Here is a 13,711-nt window from a genome sequence, read left to right as displayed (position 1 = left end):
CCCGCCTGGTCCCATACGGCCCCCGATGACCGACGGAGGCGATTCGGACGCCGAAGGGAACGCCCCCGACACCGACACCGAGGGGAACCCCTCCGACCCCGACGCTGACGCCACCCCCATCCAGCTCTCCCGGTTCCTCGACGTCGTCGAGCGCGAAGAGCGTCCCGTACTGACCGCCCAGCAGGCTGCCCGTCGACTTGACTGTACCCAGGCACAGGCCAGGGACGCGCTCGACGACCTCGCAAGGCGAGGAGAGATCGAACGGGTCGACGTGGAGACTGACCCAGTCGTGTACTACCCCACGGAGTGGCGCAAACTGGCGCGTCGCGAGCGTGTCGTCGTCTTTCCGACCCGGCGGGAGATCGTCGTCGATCAGCCCACCCAGTACACCCGGGCACAACTGACGCAGTTCGCCCATCTCGTGGACACGACCGGAACCGACCCCGGGACTCGAGGGTACCTCTACCGGGTCCGGCCCGAAGACGTCTGGGTCGCGCCGTTCGAGGAGTTCGAGGAACTGCTGTCGACCGTTCGATCCGCTCTCCCACGGCGGTATTCACACCTCGAGGAGTGGATGGAAGACCAGTGGGAGCGCGCCCACCAGTTTCGTCTGTACACCCACGAGGACGGCTACGTCGTGCTCGAGGCAGCCTCCGAGAGCTTGATGGGCAACGTCGCCGAGGAGAAACTCGACGAGGACGCGATCCGGGCACCGATCTCCGACACCGAGGCGTGGATCAACGGCGACCGTATCGCCGGGATCAAGCGGACGCTGTACGACGCCGGCTACCCCGTCGTCGACGACCGCGAACTGGAGACCGGCGACGGTCTCGACGTCGAACTCACCACGGACCTGCGCGAATACCAGCAGTCGTGGGTCGAGTCGTTCCTCGACAAACAGGCGGGGGTGTTCGTCGGGCCGCCCGGAAGCGGGAAGACTGTCGCCGCAATCGCGACGATCGCCGCCGTCGACGGCGAGACCCTGATTCTGGTTCCCTCCCGCGAACTCGCCGAACAGTGGCGGGAGGAACTGCTCGCGCACACGGACCTCACTCGCGAGCAGATCGGCGCCTACCACGGCGGCGAAAAGCGGATCCGGCCGGTCACGATCGCGACCTACCAGACCGCCGGGATGGACAGACATCGTCAACTGTTCGACTCCCGCAAGTGGGGGCTGATCGTCTACGACGAGGTCCATCACGTCCCCAGCGACGTCTACCGCCGCAGCGCCGACCTCCAGGCGGTCCACCGGCTCGGGCTGTCGGCGACGCCGGTCCGGGAGGACGAAAGCGAGGCGGAGATCTTCACGCTCATCGGGCCACCGATCGGCACCGACTGGGACGCGCTGTTCGAGGCGGGGTTCGTCCAGGAGCCCGAACTCGAGATCCGGTACGTTCCATGGCGCGACGACACGGCGAGAAACGAGTACACGAGCACCGACGGGCGGGAACGCTACCGACTGGCCGCACAGAACCCCGCCAAACTGGACGAGGTAGAGTACCTGCTCGCCAGACACGACGATCGCAAGGCGCTCGTGTTCGTCGACTACCTCGACCAGGGCGAGAAGATCGCCGAGGCCCTATCGGTGCCGTTCGTCAGCGGCGACACGCCTCACTACCGTCGCGAACAGTTGTTCTCCGAGCTCCGCGAGGGGACGCGGCGGACCCTCGTCGTCTCCCGGATCGCCGACGAGGGGATCGACCTCCCGGACGCCGAGGTGGCGATCCTGGCGTCGGGACTGGGCGGCTCCCGGCGGCAGGGCGCCCAGCGGGCGGGTCGGACGATGCGTCCGGCCGGGTCGGCGCTGGTGTTCGTACTCGCCACCCGCGGGAGCCGCGAGGAGGAGTTCGCCCGGCGGCAGCTCCGCCACCTGGCTGGCAAGGGGATCCGCGTGCGGGAGACGAACGTGAGCGGCTGAGGTGCCCTTTTGAGGGCTGCTCGGGTCGGCATCCGATCTTATAAGTAAAAACCGCCCGTCGCCCCGGACATGCAACTGGAAGCGTACTGGGGCGTCGGGCCGAAGACGCGCGAGCGGCTCGAAGCGGAACTGGGGGCCGAACGCGCCGTCGAGGCGATCGAGTCGGCGGACATCGGTGCGCTCGTCGACGCGGGGATCCCCCGGGGGCGCGTGGTTCGGATCCTGCGGCGCGCGAACGCCGACGGCGACGTCGACCGGTTCGGTACCTCCGACGCCCGAGACGTGTACGACGAGCTGCTGTCGCTTGCGGCCTCCTATGCCCTGACCGAACGGGCGGGCGATCGGATTCGGGTGATGTCCCCCCTGTCGAGCGACGGGGCCAGACGGGAGCGACTCGAGACGGTGACGGCAGCCCGGGACGCCTGGATTGACCTCGAGGAACCGACCCGCGAACGGGTCACGGAGGCGTTTGCCGCCTACGACGACGCCGGCGCCACCGACCGGGCCGCAGTGCGGGCTGCGCTTTCGCTCCGGGAGGCCGGCTTTCGGGGCGGGACCTTCGGGGCGCTTGCCGACCTCGACGAGGGTGGGCTCTCCGACGCCGCCGACGCCCTGGGAGCTGTCAGACTCGCGGATTCTGCCCCGCCGGGCGCCGCTGTCGCCGAGGCGGATTCCGACGACCTGGCGGTTCGGTCCGGGACCGATGGTCGCCTCGACCGGCTGCGGGAGGAGCTGGAGGCAGTCGAGGAGCTGGAAAACGCCGCCTTCGACGTGATCGAGACGGTTCGCGAACGAGGGGCCCAGGATCTCGAGGCGTTTCAAAGCGGCGTCGTGGAGTACGTGGCAAGCGAAACCGGCCTCTCGACCGGCGAGATCCGGTCGGCGGCGCCCGACGACGCAGTCGACGCCTCCGATTACGTCAGCCGGACGCTCCGGGAACTGGTGGCCGAGCAGCGCGAGCGCGTCACCGACCGGGAGCGGGAGGTCGCCGCGGAGCTACAGGAAGACGTCGCCACCGCCGACGAGGACGTCGAGGCGGCGATCGCTGCGGTCGACGACATCGCCTTTGCGCTCTCGCTGGGGCGGTTCGCCGCAGCTCACGACTTACAGAAGCCGACGCTGGTCGACGAGGCGGTGCTTGCAGTCTCGAACGCGCGGAACCTTTTCCTCTCGGGGGAGGTCCAGCCGGTGACGTACGCGGTGGGGGAGCACGATCTCGCCGGCACCTCGAACGGAGGCGAACCCGCGCCGCCCTCGGGCGATCGCGTCGCGGTCCTCACCGGCGCCAACTCCGGCGGGAAGACGACTCTCCTGGAGACGCTGTGTCAGGTGACCTTGCTCGCCGACATGGGGCTGCCGGTGCCGGCCGACCGGGCGACTGTCGGGCGCTTCGACACCGTGGTCTTTCACCGACGTCACGCTTCCTTCAACGCCGGCGTGCTGGAGTCGACACTGAAAAGTATCGTGCCACCGCTGTCGGACGAGGACCGGACGCTGATGCTGGTCGACGAGTTCGAGGCGATCACCGAACCCGGCCGGGCGGCGGACCTGTTGAACGGGCTCGTCGAACTTACGGTTTCCCGCGACGCGCTCGGCGTGTACGTCACCCACCTCGCAGACGATCTCAGTCCGCTTCCCGATTCCGCCCGCGTGGACGGGATCTTCGCGGAGGGACTCACACAGGACCTCGAACTCGAGGTAGATTACCAGCCCCGGTTCGGAACGATCGGCAAGTCGACCCCGGAGTTCATCGTCTCCCGGCTGGTCGCGAACGCCCGGGACCGGGCCGCACGACAGGGGTTCGAGAAGTTGGCGGAGGCAGTCGGCGAGGAGGCGGTTCAGCGGACGCTGTCGGACGCGCGATGGGAGAGATAAAACGGAACGCGGAGTCGCTCGACGCTATTCGTCGCCGGTTGCACCCTCGAGTACGATCGTCACGGTTTCGTCTTCGTCTTCCTCCAGCGTGACGGTTTCCTCGACGGGATCGAACTCGTCTTCGGTGCTCTCGACCGTGATGCGGTACTCGCCCTCGTAGATGAGGCTCGCACCGGAGAGTTCCCCGTCCTGGATGGCGGTCTGGAAGTTGGCGCTGAAGTCTTCCTCGACGCTTTCGATCGTCACGACCACGCCGGAGGATACCGGTTCACCGTCCTCGTTTTCGAGGTGGATGGTGAGATCTCCGGGGTTATCGAGGTCGAACTCCTGTTCGTCCCCCGTCTCTTCGCCGTTATCCTCGCCCGTACAGCCGGCAAGACCGACAACAGTGAGGGCAGCGAGACCTGTACCGAAGCGTCGGCGGGTAAGGGATTGTCGTCCCATGTTGTGACCGAACCAACCCACACGGATGAATTTTCAGATATTTCTGTATATTGTACGGTGATAACTGTACCCAGTGGACGTTTGTGAACAATCATCGCGATTGGCCTCGTTCCCGAGAGGGAAGCGCAGCCATTTATATCTCCGACGCCGAGGTGCCGGCCATGGAGTGGAGCCGCGAGTGGGTTTCCGCGCGGGCGGCAGTGGTGCTCACGTTTCTCGTGGGCGTGCTGTCGATCGTCGTCGGGCTCGTCCACATCGCCACCGGCGGCGTCGAGGGACCGCTCGTGGAGTTTGTCCCCCCGATCGTCCGCCAGACGGTGGGCTTCACCGGCACCATCACCGGCTTCGTGATGCTGCTTGGCGCGTTCGCCCTCGCGCGCGGCTACCGCCTCGGCTGGTACGCGACGATCGTGTTGCTCCCGGTGACGGCCGCCCAGGGTCTCCTGCAGACGTCGCCGTTCGCGTATCCCCTGGTCGTGCTGTCGGGGCTTGCTGTCCCGGCACTCGTGATCAACCGCCGTCGGTTCAGACGCCCGGTTTCCCCTTCGCCAACGCAACTGGCGGCTGGGACGGCCCTCGTGACGGCGCTTCTGTATGGCACATTAGGCTCGTATGCATTGCGCGATGAGTTCGAGGGCATCGTCACCATCACCGACGCGTTCTACTACACGGTCGTCACCGCGAGCACCGTCGGCTACGGTGACGTCCACGCGACGACAGAGATCAGCCGGCTGTTCAGCCTCTCGGTGCTGATCTTGAACGTCGCTGCGTTTGCGGTCGCGCTCGGGGTCCTGATCACGCCTGCCATCGAAGCGCAGCTCTCGAAAGCACTCGGAAGAATGACAGAAACACAGTTCGAACTCCTGGAAGACCACGTCCTCGTGCTCGGGTACGGGGAACTGACGGAACCGATACTCGAAGAACTCGCCGCGGCTGACGACATCGAATTCGTCGTCGTCACGTCCGAAGAGAACATTACCCGGCAGCTCTCCAGTCGGGAGATCCCGGTGTTGACGGCGGATCCGAGCGACGTGGAGCCGTTACAGCAGGCTCGGATCGGCACTGCCAGGGCGGTGCTCGTTGCGACGAACAACGACGCACAGGACGCGCTGGCGATCCTCACCGCCCGGCAGCTCAACCCCGACGTCCGGATCGTCGCCGCCGCGACCCAGCGGGAAAACGTGAACAAGCTCCGCCGGGCCGGCGCAGACGAGGTGGTGAGCCCAGCCGCGATCGGCGGTCACCTGCTCGTCGAGTCTGCGCTCGGCACCGACGACACCGACGACACCGACCGACTGGTCGCCGACATCCTGGGTGATTCTCCCGACCCCGACGACGAAGACTGACTACAATTCAGTCGCTGCCTCGAGCGTGATCGCGATCGCACGTTCGACGTTGTTCTTGGCCTTTTCGGGGAGTTCCTCGTCGTCGGTCGCACCCTTTTGAGTGCCCTCGACGAGATTGCCGTCGACGGTACAGATCGCGCTGGCGGCCAGCCCCTTCCGGCGGCCCAGCGAGAACACCGCCGCCGCCTCCATCTCGATCGCGAGCAGTCCGGCGTCCTCCCAGTCGACGATGTACTCGTCGGATTCGTTGTAGTAGGCGTCGTCTGAGACGATCGGTCCGACGTGGACATCCTCGTCGTTCTCCTCGGCGGCGTCGACGAGTGCAGACAGCGCCCCGTAGTCGGGCACCGCCGGGTACACCTCGGGCTCGTAGCGCTTGCTGGTTCCCTCTTCTTTGGCAGCGCCAGTGGCGACCACCATGTCGCCGATCTCGATGCCCTCCTGGAGGGCGCCGGTGGTGCCACACCGCAGGAACGTCTCGACGCCGACGCGGGAGAGCTCCTCGAGGGCGATCGCCGCCGAGGGGCAGCCGATCCCGGTCGAACAGATCGTCACCGGGCGGCCGTCGTAGGTGGCGTTGACGACCTTGTACTCCCGATTCTGTGAAACCTCCTCGACGTTCTCACACTGGGCGGCGATTCGATCGACGCGCCCCGGATCTCCCGGGATGATCGCGATGTCGGTTACGTCGCCCTCCTCGACGAGCAGGTGCGGCTGTTTGGCCATATCCCGAACTCGTCGGTGTGGACCAAAAACCCGTACGATCTGTGATGACGTCTCCGGTTCACACAAGGACGCGATCGAGATCGACGACAGTCCCCTGGTCCGCGTCGGGGTCGCCGACGGGACGACCGAGACACACTGCGGTTCCCTCCGGCGTGAAACACGCCACGAGGGGAGCGTCGTCGGGATCGGCATCCAGCGCCGCGTAGATGTCGTCGTCGGCAGCGATCACCCCCGGCGCGTACACCGGTGCGCCGTTGGCGACCTCCCTCGCTGCAGACTCGGCGATCGTCACCGCGGGGAGATGCGAGATCGCTCGCTCGGCCGGCTGAACGACAGTTCTGAGCTGTTCCGTGTGACCGTCCATAGCCCACTCCAGCGCGTCGACGAGGTCGTGAAGGGTCACGAGCGTGGCGTCGTCGAACGGGGTCGTCGCGGTCCGCCGGAGGTCGCCCATGTGCGCGCCTGTTCCCAGCGCGAGCCCGAGGTCGTGACACAGCTTCCGCACGTACGTCCCCGATTCACACCGGATCCGGAGGAGCACCCGGCGTTCCTGCGTTTCGAGCGCCTCCAGTTCGTAGATCTCTCTGATCCGGAGCCGACGGGAGACGGCGCTTTTCCGGGGCGGCTTCTGGTACAGGGGCGCCTCGAAGGAGTCGAGCACCGACTCCAGGTCGGCGGGGGCGGGACGGTGGAGTTCGAGGACGGTGACGTACTCTTTTTCCCCTTCGAGGAACGCCTGCGCCAGCCTGGTGGCAGCGCCGGTCAACACCGGCAGGCAGCCGGTCACCTTCGGGTCGAGGGTGCCGGCGTGGGCGGCCTCGGAGACGCCGTCCGTCTCCCCGGATGTGCCCTCCGACAGCTCCCGAACCGCGTCGTCCGCGAGGTCCCGGACCCAGGCGGCGACCTGGTGTGCCGACGGTCCCGGTGGTTTGTCCAGGTTGACGACGCCGAACTGGAGCAGTTCCGGGAGGCTTCGCTGGTCCGGGGGCGGACGGAGCGCACCACTGGTTTCGGTCGGGTCTGTCATACTCAAAAGTCGTAGCTGACGCCCTCGACCGGTGCCTTTCCCTCGTCGCTGTCGGGGTCGTAGGAGTCGATCGCGGTCGTCAACATGCCGAGTACCCCTTCGGGACTCCACCGGGCGGTGTTGTAGGCGATGTCATAGATCGTGAGATCGTGGATGTCGATGCTGTAGTACTCCTCGTACCGCTTCGCCTCGCTTTTCTCGCGGCGGGCGGTCTCGACCCGTGCGAGTTCGACGTCTTTGTCCTCCCGGTCGGCGATCCGCTCGGCCCGTACCGTGAGGGGGGCGTCGAGCCACACCTTGAGATCGGCGTGTTCGCCGGCGAGCCAGCCGGCGAGCCGCGACTCCAGCAGGACGTCGTCGCGTTCGATCGCGATCGATCGCAGCCGGCGATCCAGTTCGCGGTCGATGGTGTCGTCGTCCTCGGCGTGCTCGTTGAACTCGACGGGTGACATCCCCCGTTCGGCGGCCATCTCCCGGAAGATGTCTCCCCCGGAGACGTGCTCGAGATCGAACGCGTCCGCCAGGGCGGCGGCGGTGGTGCTTTTCCCGCTGCCCGGCGGACCGGAGACGGTCAGTAACATACCGGTCGTGCGCCCCTCGCGGTAAAAGGCGTTGTCGTTCGCACGCGGGACGAGCGGTGAGACAGATTCTTGTCGTCCCCTCCGGATCGTATTCCATGGTCGAATTTCGCCCGATCGAGGCGGATCAAACGGCGAAGTACTGGGCGGTCCTCCAGCACGCCTTCGATATCGAGGCGGGCCCCGGCGCCGACGAGGACGACCCGGGTCCGGAGACGGACGACTGGCCGCCGGAGCTGTTCGATCCCCGGGGGCTGTTCGACGACGGGGAACTCGTCAGCGTCTGCAAGCTGTACTATTTCGACGCGTATCTCCACGACGGGTTCACGACTGTCGGCGGTCTCGGCGCCGTCGCCACGCCCCCCGAACACCGCAGACAGGGGTACGTCCGACAGCTGCTTTCCGAGGCCCTCGCGGAGTATCGGGACGTCGGCGTCGACGTCGTGACGCTGTGGCCCTTTTCAGTACCCTTCTACCGGCAGCTTGGCTGGGGAATCGCGAACAAGTACACCGTCTACGAACTCCCTCCCGAGCAGCTACGCTTCGCCCGGGGGGCGGCGGGAACGGTCCACCGGCTCGATCCAGACGACTGGGGGCGGCTCAGGTCCGTGGAGGTCGCGTTCGGCTCCGGAACCGCGCTGTCGATGCGCCGCTCGAAACGCTGGTGGCAGGATCGGACGTTGTCGGCGTGGAGTGGACGGAACGAGCCGTACGTGTACGGCTACGAACGCGGCGGCGAGCTCCGTGGGTACGTCCTGTACACGGTCGATCGCGCCGAAGACGGCGATCGAACGCTCCGGGTGATGGACCTCGCGCACGTCGACGACGACGCATACCTGGGGCTGCTCGCGTTCCTTTCCGACCACGACTCCCAGGTGGCGTCGGTCCGACTCCCCCGGGCGGCGGAGACCGAACTGCTCGACCGGGTCCACGATCCCGGAGACGTGGAGTGCACCGTTCGGGTCGGGCCGATGGCCCGCCTCGTCGACGTCGCGGCCGCCCTGGAGGGGTACGGATGGCCCGACGGCGTCGACGTCGGATTCTCCCTGGCCGTCGACGATCCACTTCTGGAGCGCAACGACCGTGGGTTCGCGGTTCGGGTCTCCGACGGCTCGGCGACGGTGGAACCTGCGCCCTCCGGCAACACATCGGCCGCCGGAGACACATCGGCCGCCGGAGACACATCGGCCGACGTGACGCCGGACGTGTCACTCGACGTCGGAACGCTCTCTCGACTCTACCTGGGAAGCGTCGACGTACCGGTTGCCGAACGCGTCGGCGACTGTACGATCCGGGAACCGGACGTGCGGGAAGTGTTGACCGCAGCGTTCCCTTCCCAGCGGGTGTGTCTCAGAGAGTTCTTCTGACTCGGGGTGGCGGATCCGCTCGCAGGCGCCGGTCTAGCCCATCGACAACAGTCAGCTGTTCAGCCTGGTATCGGGCACCTTCTTCCCGCTCGTCCTGTGGCTGTTCAACGTGTTCTTTTGACTAGTGAAGCGTACCGTCCCTGACTTCGATGTCGTACGCGAACAGCGCGTAGCCGACCTCGGCTGCAGTGTAGCCGGTTTCAGCGGCGATATCGCGGATCGGATCGATCATCGTGACGTAGTCGTCGGCGTCGAACGACTCCTTGGGCCCCTCGAGGTAGCCGAGCCGCTCGAGCGACGCCCACACGCGGGTATCGACGACGGCGTGTCGATCCGGGTCCAGCGCAGCGAGCACACACGAGGCGGTCGGCGCCTTGAAGCCGTACAGCCCGGTCAGCAACTGGATCGTGGAGAAGTCTCCATCGACCCTGCGCGCGTTTTCGGTCACCTCACGGCAGCGGTCCCCGGGGTTTCGCTCGACGTGATATGCACTCCGTGTCGAGGACTCGTAGGCGATCTCGTACAGCTGTTCGCGGGTGAGATGCCCCTGCTCGCGGTACAATGTGCCGAACTCGTCGAGACGGTCGGGCAACACACCCTGGGTCTCGCCGTACCGGTCGAGGTTCTCGGCGACGAACTCCTCCAGTTGATTTCCGTCGATCGGCCCGTCCATGCGGAACCGATCGATTGCGCCGCCGAAAACGACTTCGGTCCCGCCGCACGTGTGTCGAGCCGTTCCGCCGAAAAGCACAATTTCCCCCCGGGTGTATTTTAAAACGATGTACGACACCATCCTCGTTCCGATCGACGGTAGCGACGAGTCGTATAGCGCAGCGGAGGAGGCCGTCGAACTCGTGGCTGCCGACGGTGTTCTCCACGCGCTATTCGTCATCGAGGAGTTGCCGATGTACAGGCGCTCGGGCAAGGCCGGAAAGTTCGACGAGGGGGATCCGGAACGACACGACCGTGCCGAAGCGGCGATCGAGCGGGCATCGACCCTGGCGGACGAAGCGGGAATCGACTGCGAGACCGCCATTCTCGAGGGAGTTCCCTCACGGGAGATCGTCGACTACGCCGAATCGATCGACGCAGACGCGATCGTGCTCGGCAAACGTGGGTTGAGTGCTGCCGCGTCCGACATGCTGGGAAGTACGACCGAACGGGTGATCAGATCCGCGGACACGACCGTCGTTTCCGTACCTTGCTGAAACCCGGTCGACTTTCTTTCGCGGTGAGGTCCGGTCGTTCGAGAGAATCAGTCTTCGAGTAGTTCGTCGATGTCCTTGTGCCGGGATACCTCGACGCCGTCTTCGGTGACGATGGCGACGTTGATGCCGTTACCGGTGGCGGTGTCGCGTTCGAGGGCGCTTTTGATCGCCTTTGCGGCCACGTGTTTCGCCTCATCGAGGGACAACGCGTCGTCGTACTCCTGTTCGAGAACGCCCAGCGCGAACTGGCTGCCGGAGCCAGTTACGGTGTACTCCTCCTCGATGATCGATCCGAGCGGATCGATGCTGTAGACGTGAGGGCCCTCCTCGTCGACGCCGCCCAGGATCGGCTGGACGATGAGGAACCCGCCGGTCCGGAGCAGGTTCCCGGTGAGTGTCGACAGCGCCTGCATCGACATGTGCTTTCCGCGGCGGGCCTCGTAGAGGTTCGTCTCGGCGCGGAGGGTAGAGATCAGCGACTGTGCGGCGGAGACGCCGCCGGCGATCGTCAAGGCGGCGGTGGGATGGATCTGCTCGACCTTCTGGACGTCCTTCGAGGAGACCATCCGTCCCATGCTCGCGCGCATGTCCGTCGCGAGGACGACTCCGTCGTCGGTTCGCAGGCCGACTGTCGTCGTCCCCGTCTTCAGTTCCTTGTCTTCGGCCATCTCGGCCGCCCGCCGTTCGGAGTCGGAGAACTCACCGAGCTCCGGGCCGAAGACGGACGACTCGTCGACGCCGAGGTCCAACGCTCCTGTCTCGCTGGTCGGATTTCGCATGGTCGGTCGTTGCGGCGGAACGCTGATAAAGGCAACCTTTCGGGTTGCTTTCGGATCTGGTCCTCCGAGGGATCACAGTCCAAAGACTGCCTCAGTGATCTCACTCGGTGCGAGTAATCACACTTGAAGTGAGTATAGACGTTTGCGCGCGTCCGAAAAGGAAAATCGGGACTCGACGACGTTCTCCTCCTCGAGCCGGGAGAGGGCGTACCGCACCGTACGGGGCGGCAACAGCGTCTCTTCGGCCAGTTGACTCTGCGTGAGAGTGCCGTTGTAGTCGAGTACTTTTGCGACGAGTTTCGCGCTCGGGGGGAGATCGCGGACGTCCTGCCACCGATCTCTATTGTCCTCTTCCGCCGGGACGGCTTCGGTTACGCTCATCTGTACCAGCCCGTATGAGATGCCGTGTGATAATATTTACTATCTCTATATATGTCTTATAGTAATATATTGGTGCATTGATGCAGCCGCTCCATGCGGGAGAACCCAACGATGGTTGTTGTTTCACCGTGGTCCCACGGGTTCTGTCCACGTGAACGTTTTCTCGCTCGAGTCCAACACACCTGTACAGTTATTACCGGGGTATGTGTACTATGAATTAGAGGTATCGAGTTCGCCGACGAACCGACAGAGACGGAATCAGACTCAACGCAACCATGACACAGCAGATCCTCGTTCCGATGGACGAATCGCCGGTGGCGGAGAAAGCACTGCAGTACGCGATCGACACCCACCCCGACGCGGAGATCACAGTCTTGTACGTGATCCACCTCGAACCGCTCCCGGGCAAGGGGTCGGTGATCACGTTCGAGGAGCCGATGCTGGAGGGGGCGTACGGCCACGCCGAACAGCTGTTCGAACAGGCTGGCGAGATCGCGAGCGAAGCCGGCTACGAGGGCGAACTGGAGACCGAGACCGCCGAAGGCAAGCCGTCCCAGGAGATCATCGAGTACGCGGAGGACCACGACTTCGACGCGATCGTCATGGGAAGCCACGGTCGCGACGGCACCGCCAGGATCCTTCTCGGCAGCGTCGCCGAAACGGTGGTCCGGCGTGCACCGGTCCCGGTAACAGTCGTCCGGTGACGTCCGTCCCGCGATACGGGATCGGATTGGCGAACCGTTTCGCATGGACGCAACCGTTTCGTCACCGGCGAGGTGGGTCGTGACCCGAAGCCTCTTATTCACAACGGCCTTACCCAGCCCCAATGAGCGATACGGTTGAGGACGTAGATCTCCCGTACGACGAAGACGTTTCGTCCGAACAGGAGAAGATATCGGCGCTTCGTGAACGGCTCGAGGTCCTCGAGTCACAAAACGAGGAGATGCGGGATCAACTCCTCGACGCGAACGCGGAGAACAACAAATATCAGCAGAAACTCGAGCGGCTGACCCACGAGAACAAGAAGCTCAAGCAGTCGCCGCTGTTCGTCGCGACGGTCCAGGAGATCGCCGACGAGGGCGTCGTCATCAAACAGCACGGCAACAACCAGGAGGCGCTCACCGAGGTCACCGAGGAGATGCGCGAGGAACTCGAGCCGGACTCGCGCGTCGCGGTCAACAACTCGCTTTCGATCGTCAAGCGGCTGGACAACGAAACCGACGTCCGGGCACGCGTGATGCAGGTCGAACACAGCCCCGACGTCACCTACGCCGACATCGGCGGCCTCGAAGAGCAGATGCAGGAGGTCCGCGAAACCGTCGAGATGCCGCTGGATCGCCCGGAGATGTTCGAACAGGTCGGAATCCAGCCGCCATCGGGCGTCCTGCTGTACGGCCCGCCCGGGACGGGCAAAACGATGCTCGCGAAGGCGGTCGCGAACCAGACGGACGCGACGTTCATCAAGATGGCCGGCTCCGAGCTCGTCCACAAGTTCATCGGCGAGGGCGCGAAGCTCGTTCGCGACCTGTTCGAGGTGGCGAGGGAAAACGAGCCGGCTGTGCTTTTCATCGACGAGATCGACGCGATCGCCTCGAAGCGGACGGACTCGAAGACCTCCGGCGACGCGGAGGTCCAGCGGACGATGATGCAACTGCTCTCGGAGATGGACGGCTTCGAGGACCGTGGGGAGGTGCGGATCATCGCCGCCACCAACCGCTTCGACATGCTCGACGAGGCGATCCTGCGGCCCGGTCGGTTCGATCGGCTCATCGAGATCCCCAAGCCCGACGAGGAGGGACGCGAAGTCATCTTCCAGATCCACACCCGGAAGATGAACGTCGACGTCGACGTCGACTTCGCCGAGCTCGCCGATCTCACCGGGGAGGCCTCCGGGGCGGACATCAAGGCGATGTGCACGGAGGCGGGGATGTTCGCGATCCGCGACGACCGGACCGAAGTCTACATGCAGGACTTCCTCGACGCCTACGAGAAGATCTCACAGACCGGCGACGACGATCCCGACGAGGCGCTGGCGTTCGCCTAATCTTCACGATTTTTTGCC

Annotated in this window: 14 protein-coding genes; 7 read left to right on the top strand and 7 right to left on the bottom strand. The window is 65.3% G+C overall.

The genetic code is table 11. The features are described 5' to 3' along the window. The first annotated feature begins 25 nt into the window (after positions 1-25). Positions 26-1,918, top strand: coding sequence for a DEAD/DEAH box helicase (locus AArcSl_RS14370; RefSeq protein WP_119820793.1), 1,893 nt, complete (start codon positions 26-28; stop codon positions 1,916-1,918). A gap of 69 nt (positions 1,919-1,987) precedes the next feature. Continuing rightward, positions 1,988-3,793, top strand: a complete 1,806-nt coding sequence (locus AArcSl_RS14365; RefSeq protein ID WP_119820791.1) for a DNA mismatch repair protein — start codon at positions 1,988-1,990, stop codon at positions 3,791-3,793. Between the two features lie 24 nt (positions 3,794-3,817). Here AArcSl_RS14365 and AArcSl_RS14360 read toward each other — a convergent pair whose 3' ends face one another. Beyond that, positions 3,818-4,237, bottom strand: a complete 420-nt coding sequence (locus AArcSl_RS14360) for an S-layer protein (protein WP_119820788.1) — start codon at positions 4,235-4,237, stop codon at positions 3,818-3,820. A gap of 161 nt (positions 4,238-4,398) precedes the next feature. Between AArcSl_RS14360 and AArcSl_RS14355 the strand changes: the two genes are divergently transcribed. Continuing rightward, positions 4,399-5,583 (top strand): NAD-binding protein, encoded by a 1,185-nt coding sequence (locus tag AArcSl_RS14355; protein WP_119820785.1) that lies wholly within the window; start codon positions 4,399-4,401, stop codon positions 5,581-5,583. On the opposite strand, the gene AArcSl_RS14350 is transcribed toward AArcSl_RS14355, so the two are convergent. The 3 genes from AArcSl_RS14350 to cmk are packed head-to-tail and all read right to left on the bottom strand — an operon-like array spanning position 5,584 to position 7,917. After that, positions 5,584-6,309, bottom strand: coding sequence for a nucleoside phosphorylase (locus AArcSl_RS14350; protein ID WP_119820782.1), 726 nt, complete (start codon positions 6,307-6,309; stop codon positions 5,584-5,586). It lies immediately after the preceding gene. Positions 6,310-6,367: 58 nt separating this feature from the next. Continuing rightward, positions 6,368-7,336 carry an RNA-guided pseudouridylation complex pseudouridine synthase subunit Cbf5 gene (locus tag AArcSl_RS14345; protein ID WP_119820779.1) on the bottom strand — a complete coding sequence of 323 codons (969 nt, stop codon included), beginning with the start codon at positions 7,334-7,336 and terminating at the stop codon, positions 6,368-6,370. A gap of 2 nt (positions 7,337-7,338) precedes the next feature. Next, positions 7,339-7,917 (bottom strand): (d)CMP kinase, encoded by a 579-nt coding sequence (gene cmk / locus AArcSl_RS14340; protein WP_119820776.1) that lies wholly within the window; start codon positions 7,915-7,917, stop codon positions 7,339-7,341. Positions 7,918-8,012: 95 nt separating this feature from the next. On the opposite strand from cmk, the gene AArcSl_RS14335 reads away from it, so the two are divergent. Continuing rightward, positions 8,013-9,281, top strand: coding sequence for a GNAT family N-acetyltransferase (locus tag AArcSl_RS14335; RefSeq protein ID WP_119820773.1), 1,269 nt, complete (start codon positions 8,013-8,015; stop codon positions 9,279-9,281). A gap of 121 nt (positions 9,282-9,402) precedes the next feature. Here the strand turns inward: AArcSl_RS14335 and AArcSl_RS14330 are convergent, their stop codons facing one another. Then, on the bottom strand, positions 9,403-9,954 hold the full coding sequence (locus AArcSl_RS14330) for a hypothetical protein (protein ID WP_193588474.1): 552 nt from the start codon (positions 9,952-9,954) through the stop codon (positions 9,403-9,405). A 106-nt stretch (positions 9,955-10,060) separates the two neighbouring features. On the opposite strand from AArcSl_RS14330, the gene AArcSl_RS14325 reads away from it, so the two are divergent. Continuing rightward, on the top strand, positions 10,061-10,489 hold the full coding sequence (locus AArcSl_RS14325) for a universal stress protein (protein WP_119820770.1): 429 nt from the start codon (positions 10,061-10,063) through the stop codon (positions 10,487-10,489). A 47-nt stretch (positions 10,490-10,536) separates the two neighbouring features. Here the strand turns inward: AArcSl_RS14325 and psmB are convergent, their stop codons facing one another. Both psmB and AArcSl_RS14315 read right to left on the bottom strand, forming a co-directional pair. Then, entirely contained in the window at positions 10,537-11,268 is a 732-nt protein-coding gene (gene psmB, locus AArcSl_RS14320) for an archaeal proteasome endopeptidase complex subunit beta (protein WP_119820767.1), read from the bottom strand. Positions 11,269-11,385: 117 nt separating this feature from the next. After that, a complete protein-coding gene (locus AArcSl_RS14315; protein ID WP_119820764.1) occupies positions 11,386-11,649 on the bottom strand; it encodes a MarR family transcriptional regulator in 264 nt (87 codons plus the stop codon). 275 nt (positions 11,650-11,924) lie between these two features. Here AArcSl_RS14315 and AArcSl_RS14310 point away from each other — a divergent pair, with 275 nt between their 5' ends. Continuing rightward, positions 11,925-12,353 carry a universal stress protein gene (locus tag AArcSl_RS14310; protein WP_119820761.1) on the top strand — a complete coding sequence of 143 codons (429 nt, stop codon included), beginning with the start codon at positions 11,925-11,927 and terminating at the stop codon, positions 12,351-12,353. A 122-nt stretch (positions 12,354-12,475) separates the two neighbouring features. Then, positions 12,476-13,693 carry a proteasome-activating nucleotidase Pan1 gene (gene pan1 / locus AArcSl_RS14305; protein WP_119820759.1) on the top strand — a complete coding sequence of 406 codons (1,218 nt, stop codon included), beginning with the start codon at positions 12,476-12,478 and terminating at the stop codon, positions 13,691-13,693. The last annotated feature ends 18 nt before the right edge of the window (positions 13,694-13,711 follow it).

It is taken from the genome of Halalkaliarchaeum desulfuricum (assembly GCF_002952775.1).
Taxonomy (GTDB): domain Archaea; phylum Halobacteriota; class Halobacteria; order Halobacteriales; family Haloferacaceae; genus Halalkaliarchaeum; species Halalkaliarchaeum desulfuricum.
The sequence above is the reverse complement of the archived record's forward strand: the minus strand, read 5'-3'. Positions and strand labels throughout refer to the sequence as shown.

Excerpts from the sequence above, each read along its gene's own strand:
- AArcSl_RS14350 (WP_119820782.1), bottom strand. The coding sequence starts at position 6,309 with ATGGCCAAACAGCCGCACCTGCTCGTCGAGGAGGGCGACGTAACCGAC.
- AArcSl_RS14365 (WP_119820791.1), top strand. The coding sequence starts at position 1,988 with ATGCAACTGGAAGCGTACTGGGGCGTCGGGCCGAAGACGCGCGAGCGG.
- pan1 (WP_119820759.1), top strand. The coding sequence starts at position 12,476 with ATGAGCGATACGGTTGAGGACGTAGATCTCCCGTACGACGAAGACGTT.
- AArcSl_RS14370 (WP_119820793.1), top strand. The coding sequence starts at position 26 with ATGACCGACGGAGGCGATTCGGACGCCGAAGGGAACGCCCCCGACACC.
- cmk (WP_119820776.1), bottom strand. The coding sequence starts at position 7,917 with ATGTTACTGACCGTCTCCGGTCCGCCGGGCAGCGGGAAAAGCACCACC.
- AArcSl_RS14335 (WP_119820773.1), top strand. The coding sequence starts at position 8,013 with ATGGTCGAATTTCGCCCGATCGAGGCGGATCAAACGGCGAAGTACTGG.
- AArcSl_RS14325 (WP_119820770.1), top strand. The coding sequence starts at position 10,061 with ATGTACGACACCATCCTCGTTCCGATCGACGGTAGCGACGAGTCGTAT.
- AArcSl_RS14330 (WP_193588474.1), bottom strand. The coding sequence starts at position 9,954 with ATGGACGGGCCGATCGACGGAAATCAACTGGAGGAGTTCGTCGCCGAG.
- psmB (WP_119820767.1), bottom strand. The coding sequence starts at position 11,268 with ATGCGAAATCCGACCAGCGAGACAGGAGCGTTGGACCTCGGCGTCGAC.
- AArcSl_RS14310 (WP_119820761.1), top strand. The coding sequence starts at position 11,925 with ATGACACAGCAGATCCTCGTTCCGATGGACGAATCGCCGGTGGCGGAG.
- AArcSl_RS14360 (WP_119820788.1), bottom strand. The coding sequence starts at position 4,237 with ATGGGACGACAATCCCTTACCCGCCGACGCTTCGGTACAGGTCTCGCT.
- AArcSl_RS14345 (WP_119820779.1), bottom strand. The coding sequence starts at position 7,336 with ATGACAGACCCGACCGAAACCAGTGGTGCGCTCCGTCCGCCCCCGGAC.
- AArcSl_RS14355 (WP_119820785.1), top strand. The coding sequence starts at position 4,399 with ATGGAGTGGAGCCGCGAGTGGGTTTCCGCGCGGGCGGCAGTGGTGCTC.
- AArcSl_RS14315 (WP_119820764.1), bottom strand. The coding sequence starts at position 11,649 with ATGAGCGTAACCGAAGCCGTCCCGGCGGAAGAGGACAATAGAGATCGG.